The 7,291-nt window shown below is 66.8% G+C and carries 5 protein-coding genes; 1 reads left to right on the plus strand and 4 read right to left on the minus strand.

Going from position 1 to position 7,291, the window contains the following annotated elements:
• Window positions 1–230: 230 nt before the first annotated feature.
• The 4 genes from ACZ4M5_RS27715 to ACZ4M5_RS27730 all read right to left on the minus strand — a co-directional run bounded on the left by ACZ4M5_RS27715 (window position 231) and on the right by ACZ4M5_RS27730 (window position 5,355).
• A complete protein-coding gene (locus tag ACZ4M5_RS27715) occupies window positions 231–899 on the minus strand; it encodes a pyridoxamine 5'-phosphate oxidase family protein (protein ID WP_467740589.1) in 669 nt (222 codons plus the stop codon).
• Window positions 896–1,999: a globin domain-containing protein gene (locus tag ACZ4M5_RS27720; RefSeq protein WP_467740590.1), complete on the minus strand. Its 1,104-nt coding sequence runs from the start codon at window positions 1,997–1,999 to the stop codon at window positions 896–898. Before ACZ4M5_RS27720 ends, ACZ4M5_RS27715 begins: the two co-directional genes overlap by 4 nt.
• Window positions 2,000–3,825: 1,826 nt before the next feature.
• A complete protein-coding gene (locus ACZ4M5_RS27725) occupies window positions 3,826–4,929 on the minus strand; it encodes a branched-chain amino acid aminotransferase (RefSeq protein ID WP_467740592.1) in 1,104 nt (367 codons plus the stop codon).
• 27 nt (window positions 4,930–4,956) lie between these two features.
• Complete coding sequence (locus ACZ4M5_RS27730; protein WP_467740594.1) at window positions 4,957–5,355, minus strand: nuclear transport factor 2 family protein; 399 nt, start codon at window positions 5,353–5,355, stop codon at window positions 4,957–4,959.
• Between the two features lie 514 nt (window positions 5,356–5,869).
• Here ACZ4M5_RS27730 and ACZ4M5_RS27735 point away from each other — a divergent pair.
• Window positions 5,870–7,291, plus strand: a 1,422-nt coding sequence (locus ACZ4M5_RS27735; protein WP_467740596.1) for a condensation domain-containing protein, incomplete at its 3' end; no start/stop codon positions are given.

Below are 7,291 nucleotides of genomic sequence, written 5' to 3' on the forward strand. Positions count from 1 at the left end.
CGGGAACGAGAACGACGCCGGTGTCCCAGGCAGGTGGCGGGAGGCCCCGACTTGCGTTGGTGTGACAGCGGTTGTCGGGGCCGTCCGTATTCCTGCGGTCCCGATCTGACCGGCGTTGTGGGCTGGCCTAGAGACTCGCAGCGGCCAGGGGCCGTCGGCGCGACGTCCCGCCGGGAACCTCCACAGGTGTCGCGGATGGTGCGGCGGTGACGTGGCGGTCCGCATCGAGATCAGTGATCGAACCGTCCCAGGCGGTCATGCTCCAGAGATCTTCCGTGGCTGGGCTCGGCGGCCGCGACTGTAGGAGCGGGGCTCTCGACGAAGTAGTCGGCATCCTTGAGGCGTGTGCGTACCCCGGCAGAGGGGGTGCGGGGCGCGGGCTCAAGGTGCGGGATGTTCTTGGAGCAGTGCACATATGCCTCTTGGACCCCTATCAATGTCCACAATACGGGTCTGCGCCCCGGGGCGGGGTCGGTCGGTATCCAGGGATGTGCCTCACGCAATTCGCGATCACCCACGAGTGCGGCGGAGCCATTGACATGCAGCCCGATGTGGTCTCGAGTGAAGTCCATGAACAGCAGGCCGATGTGCGGGTTTTCGGTGATGTTGCCTGCGCTGGCGAGGACGCCGTTGCCGCGGTACTCGGGGTAGACCACGGTCCGCTCGTTCAGGACGGTGACAAAGCCGGGGGGACCTGCACGGAACGTGGCGTCACAGTGTCCGCGGGCGTCCGCGGTGGACAGGAAGACCATGGACTGACGGTGAATGAAGTCGCGCATGGCCGAGGTGAGATGTGCGTGAACCTGCCGGTCATAGAAGGCGTCTGCCCGCTCCTGGGTGCCAAGAGTGGCCTGGAGCCTGCGCTCACCGTGCGAGGGAGTGGCTTCGTAGTGCGTCACAGGTGATCGTTCTCCTGACTGGGCAGAGGCGGAGCGAGGGGGGCGGTGAGGACGGGGGTGTCGATCGGGTCGTGGTGAATGTGGGCCCGCGGTGTGCCCTGGCGCACGAGAGTGTCTACACCTGTGGTCACCATGACGGGCGGTCCGCTCAGGAAAGCGGTATGCCGGTACCACGGCCCGAATTCGCGCAAGACCTGCGGCAGTGTGCCCTGTTGGCCGGGAATCTCCTGGTGGGAGACAGAAGCCCGGACCGTTAGCCAGTGGTGGCGCTGAGCCATACGCAGCATGTCGTCGAGACCGTAGAGCTCTTCGCCGGTCCGCGCCCCGACGAAGAGGTCTACATATCTGCGCATCCCCTGCGCGGCTGCTTCTTCCAGCAGCGCGCGAATAGGCGCGAGGCCGGTACCGCCGGCCACGCACAGCAGATCGCGGTCCCCCGCCGACGCCAGCGTCATGTCGCCTTCCGGTGGCCCCAGCCGCACGATGTGACCTGGCGCCCCGTGATACACCAGTGCGTTGCTGACCGACCCACCGGGCACAGCCCGCACGTGGAAGGTGAGGGTACCGTCCGAACGCGGCGGGTGGCAGGGAGAGTAGTGCCGCCAGGCACGGGGATACCAGGGGGTCTCCATGCTCACGTATTGCCCGGCCGTAAAGGGATAGGGCAGATCGGGACGGACCGTGATTTCGGCGATTCCATGCCCACGGTAGGCACGATGGATGATCTGTGCTTCCCAGGTGGCAGGGCGTAGGCGAGTGTCTTCCGCGGCGGCCGTGATCATGACGTGAGCCGCCATGGCGTACGAGCTGGTCCAGGCGGCGGCGACCTCGTCGTTCCATGCTGGTCCCGCATAGCGTTCCACGGCAGCCAGCAGACACTCTCCCACCGCCGGGTAGTGGGCTTCCACGGTCCCGAACTTGCGGTGATCGCGCCCCAGCCGCGCGCAGAACTTGACAAGGTTGTCAACGTCGTCGACGAGGTCGATGATGCGCAGCAGACCACGCAAAAGCCGGTCACGCTGGACGTCCATGTTGTCGGGAAACAGGCTTCGTACCTCTGGATAGCGGGCGAAGAGAACGGCGTAGAAGTACACCGTCATCTCCGCGGCCTGTGGTGCGACTACCGACAAGCTGGAGCGAACCAAGGTGATTTGCCTGGCCGTGGGCGGTATCGGCGTCATCTCGGATCACCGTCCGACGGAGGACGGCGGAAGGGGGGAACGCGACAAGGCGACGTGTGGGAGGAAATGGCTGCGCCAGACGCCGTAGCGGCCAAGTCGAACCTGTGTGCAGTCAAGAAGAGCGTCGCAATCGTGAGGGGGCTCTTGAGCTCCGGCAGCTCATGAGCACTGCGAAATGATCGGGGGACGCAACATTGTGCACGCCGCGTTGCGCGGCCGGACAGGCACCCCGGAACCTCGCACGTGGTCTGTGGCGGCGCGCAGCCCCTTTGCCGCCCAGGATCTTGGTCCACGCTGGTGGGCTCGCCCGAAGTCACCGCCCAGGGCGGAGGGTGGTCCGGATCGGGAGAGGGCGACCGTGATCTCGATCGCCGGCTCCGCGACCGGCGTCTCCTCTCGCCGTTTCTGCGCGCCGATCCGGTCCGGCGCCGAGACGCGATCCGCCAGTTCCTCGCCACCAACAGAACCGTTCGGTGACTGCCCATCGCCGCCCACTGCGGACTCGTGCCGAAGTCAGGGCCGCCACCGACGCCCTGACCGAGCGGAGCGGCCGGCTCGCGAGCGTGGCGGCGCCCGCCACCCGCCTCGGCCGTCCCATACTCGGTAGTTCGTGGGGATCGTCGGCGCGAGAAGCCCTGCGGGAGGGGAGCCCGGGGCATCGCTGCAGGACACTCTGCCCGCCGGAGAACGTTGCGGCACCGAAGTCATGGCTGTCGAGGGTGATGCCGGTGAAGCCGACGTCGCAGCATTGCCGGGAGCGGTGGGTTCCCACGGGGCGTCGGTAGTGCTCGCCGATGAGCCGCAGGGTCGTGTGCCGGACCTCGCGGAGGGCCAGGCAGCGGTGGTGCTGCGTGCCTTCACCGAAGGCCAGCCAGCCGCGCCCGCCAGACAGCTCGGTGGGTCGTCGGTCCGGGTGTGCCGTTGGCTGATGTGCCTTGGGGCGCGAACTGAGCCGTGGCTTCTGGACCGGACCCCGAAGCGGGGTGGCCGCTGGCGGGACCATCGTGCGTTGACTGACGTGATCGCCGGCAAGTTCCAGACCGCCACCCGGAGGGTCAAACTGCCGAAGAATCACGGCAACTGGCGAGAGACAACAACCGGCCGCAGATGTGGGTCGTCGACGGGACCGGGGAGCGCGTGCTCACCGCGCCAATGCGCAGGCCGACACGTGGGAACCTCAACTGGGCGGAGTCGGCGAACCCCATGATCGTGCGGCTCACCAGCACACGGCCGGCCGGGGCTGGCACAAAGGGAGCCCCGGCCGGCGAACCGGACGACGATGCCTTCGCCCGGTCGCGGGGCGGACTGACCACTAGGGCCTGTCGTTTGGATCAGCCCGGCTATGAGGCTCGGCTCTCTCAACCGACGCCGGAGTGATCCAAACGACAGGCCCTAGGTCCACCATGCTGCGGATGACCTGTCGGCCTCTCTCGTTCAGCCTGACGGCAGGGCAGGCCGGTGGCGCACCTGTCTCCACCGACGCCATAACCCCCCTGCGCGTTCCCCGCCGTCGAGGAAGGCCGCACACCAGACACCACCTGCCTGGCGGACGATCGATGCTGCCGCACCGGTGGGCCGCACAGCGCTGTCGCCCTGTTGATGCCGAGGTGACTACCCGTCTTGCAGCGGCCGGCGTACGTGACGCCTGGAACAGCTTGCCTTCGCCGTCAGGCCATGGACTGTGCCGCAGGTCCTTGTGGCCGCCCCCAACCTGCCCGAACCGCCCCGCTGAACCGCGCCCCGCGTCAGTGCTGGGCCACCGCCGTCCTGACCGGGTGCACGCTGCGGAACCAGTTCTCGGGGGCCGCAGTCCGGCCCTCGTGTACGGACGTCAGGGCGTCGCGGAGGGCGAGCGTCACCGTCCCCGCCGCTCCGGTGCCCACCTGCCAGGTGTCCTCACCGTCGCGTACGGTGCCGACGGGTGTGACGACCGCCGCCGTTCCGCAGGCGAAGGTTTCGGTGATCGTTCCTTCCCGGCACTCGCTCTTCCACTGGTCGACGGATAGTGGCTCCTCCCTTACCTCGTAGCCCAGTGCCGAGGCCAGCCGCATCAATGAGTCTCTGGTGATGCCGGGGAGCAGGGTCCCGGTGCGGGGTGGCGTGATCAGCTGTGCCCCTGATTCGCCGCCGCGGACGAAGAAGAGGTTCATGCCGCCCAGCTCCTCCACCCACCGGCGTTCCATCGGGTCCAGCCAGACCACTTGGTGGCAGCCGGCCCGCTGCGCCCTCTCCTGTGCCAGGTATGAGGGGGCGTAGTTGCCGGCGAACTTCACACCGCCGGTGCCGCCGGGCGCGGCTCGCGGGTAATCCCTGTTGACCCAGACGGTCACCGGTGACGGCTTGTCGGAGAAGAAGCCACCGGTCACGAAGGCGATGAGCAAGAAGGTGTACTCTCGCGCGGGCCGCAGGGCCAGATTGGCCTCGCTGGCGTACAGCACCGGACGCAGATACAGACTGAGACCCGGATCGGCCGGCAGGCACTCCTGATCGGCGCCCACGAGAAGGTCGGTCGCCGCCAGGAACAGCTCCTCGGGCAGCGGCGGCATCGCGAGCCGTTCTGCCGAGCGGTTGAGACGGATCGCGTGGTCCGTGGGCCGGAAGACGTCGATGACACCGTGGTCCCTGCGGTACGCCTTCAGCCCTTCGAAGACCACCTGGCTGTAGTGCAACCCGACCATGGCCGGTGACATCGGGAGGTCGGCGAAGGGACGGAGACGGGGCGGCGACCACCCGCCATCCGTGGTCCAGTCGGCGGTGACCATGTGATGCGTGAACAGCTCGCCGAACGGTGCGCGCACGGGCGGGTCCTCCTGGGAGACGGATCGGTTCATCGTCAGCAACTGGCTCAAGCGTGAGTTGATCGGAGGGTGAATGCCTCAGACCAGAGGGGCGTAGAAGAAGGTCTGCCGGTGAGAGAAAGTTCCGCCGCTGGTCGTGGTGAAGAAGTCGGCGAATCTGATGGCAACCTTGTCGCCGCTGCGGAGTACCCCTTCGAAGGTGCCGTTCACGGCCACCTCGCGGTCTTCCGAGATGATCCTCGAAATGACGTGCCGACCACTTTCTATGACGCGCTCCTCACGATAGAAGCGCTCAAGTTCCGCATGTCCGGAGAGCACGTCGTAGCCGGGCCGGTGATATTCGGCGGTCGGCTCGAAGAGTTTGATCAGACCGCTGATATCGCCTTCATCGACCAACCGGTAATAGCGCTGGACAAGGCTGATCGGAGTGCTCCGATCAGTCTTGTTGTCCGTCGGGGCCTGCGTGTATCGAGACATGACTACCTCGGAGTCTGCTGTTTTTGAGGGACCCCGCTTCGCATGGCGGGCCTGACCCGAACATGCGCCGGAGAAGAAGTGCGGCGTCCACCGGCCGGGCGGACGCGCCGGATGCACTGTGCTTCATGCATCGCGGGCTGAGCAAGACCTGCGGGGGTAGCCCTCACATGTTCGGGGGGAATTCTTACCACAGAGAGAAGGTCGATCTGTCTATGGGGCCGATGTGAGTGTCTTTGTCAGAACCGTGCGTTCTGTTCGATGTTGATGGGTCGTCAATGCACCATCTATTCGTCATCTACTCGGCGTGTATGGCGAGCGGTGTACATTCGGGAGCCGTGGACTGGGCCGTTGTCTGTTCGGCGATCGGCGAACAGACAACGGCCAACGCATTGTGGGACTGCGGGTGGATCGTCCGCCGCCGCGCGACGTTTCACGACCCGTGGTTCTCAGGGCCGGAAGCCCCGTTACCGGGAAGTGCCCATCTCGTGCCTACAGCCGAACGGAGAGTGCCGAAGTGAAGCAGTCAGGACTCGAAGCGGTCCTGCCGCTTTCTCCCTTGCAGGAGGGCATGTTGTTCCACGCCCTCTACGACCCAGAGGCGGTGGACGTCTACACCACCCAGATGGCAGTCGAGATCGAGGGCAGGCTGCGGGTGGACGTTCTCCAGGAGGCGGGAAGGGCGCTGCTGCGGAGGCATGCCAGTCTGCGGGCCGGATTTCTGCAGCGCCGCTCCGGCGAGGCCGTTCAGGTCATCGCCAGGGAGGTCGGCCTGCCCTGGACCGAGGTGGACCTCAGTGGTCTGGGGCCGGAGGCCCAGCGCGAGGAACTGGACCGACTGGTGGCCGAGGACCTGCTGCGGCGCTTCGACATGACCGCTCCCCCACTGGTGCGCTTCACTCTCTTCCGGCTGGCCGATACACGCCACGTGCTGTTGTTCACCAACCATCACATCCTGCTGGACGGGTGGTCGTTGCCGCTGGTCCTCGCTGATCTGATCGAGCTGTACGGCCGAGGCGGCGACGCCTCCGGACTGCCGCCGGTCGTGCCGTTCCAGAACTATCTGGAGTGGCTGGCCGCACAGGACAGTGAGAAGACAGAGGTGGTGTGGCGTGAGGTCCTGAGCGGTCTGGAGGAGCCGACGCTGGTGGCCCCGGCGCAGGCCGCCGTCCGGTCGCCGCAGCCGCCGGAGAAGTTCGCGCTCACGCTGCCGGCCGAGTTGACCTCGGCGCTGGCGGCGACGGCCCGAGAGCTGAACCTGACGTTGAACACCGTCATCCAGGGTGCCTGGGCGGTTCTCCTGAGCCGGATGACCGGCCGGAGCGATGTGGTCTTCGGGACCACGGTGTCCGGACGGCCCCCGGAGCTTCCGGGGGTTGAGGACATGGTGGGCATGCTCATGAACTCCCTGCCCGTCCGGGTCCGGCTGGACCCCGCCGAATCGATGGCCGCCGTGCTCGCCCGTCTCCAGGACGAGCGGAACGAACTGCTGAGCCATCAGCACCTGGGGCTCGCGGAGATCCAGCGCCTCGCCGGACTCGGTCCGCTGTTCGACACGGCCACGGTATTCGAGAACGCGCCCATGGACCTGGACGCGCTGCGTGAACCGGTCTCCGGGCTGCGGTTCGCCTTCGCAGAGGGCGCGGACACGGCCGGCGGAATGCACTATCCCCTCAGCTTGGTGGCGATTCCAGGGGACCGGCTGCGGCTGGAGGTGAACTACCAGCCCCAGGTGTTCGATGCGCAGGAGTCGGCCAGGATCGCCCATCGACTCCAGCAAGTCCTCGAAGCGTTCGCGAGTGATCCGCACCAGCCGTCCGGGCGTGTCGACCTGCTGGACGCGACCGAGCGGTCCGGGTTGCTTCGGTGTGGGTGGGGTGGGAGTGAGTCGTCGTTCCCGGGTGGTGACACGTTGGTGGAGTTGTTCGCTGCGCAGGTG

Source organism: Streptomyces sp. NPDC026246, from assembly GCF_055567995.1.

Bases quoted from the DNA above. Each gene is read 5' to 3' on its own strand.
- ACZ4M5_RS27720 (WP_467740590.1), bottom strand. From the start codon at position 1,999: ATGACGGTGTACTTCTACGCCGTTCTCTTCGCCCGCTATCCAGAGGTA.
- ACZ4M5_RS27730 (WP_467740594.1), bottom strand. From the start codon at position 5,355: ATGTCTCGATACACGCAGGCCCCGACGGACAACAAGACTGATCGGAGC.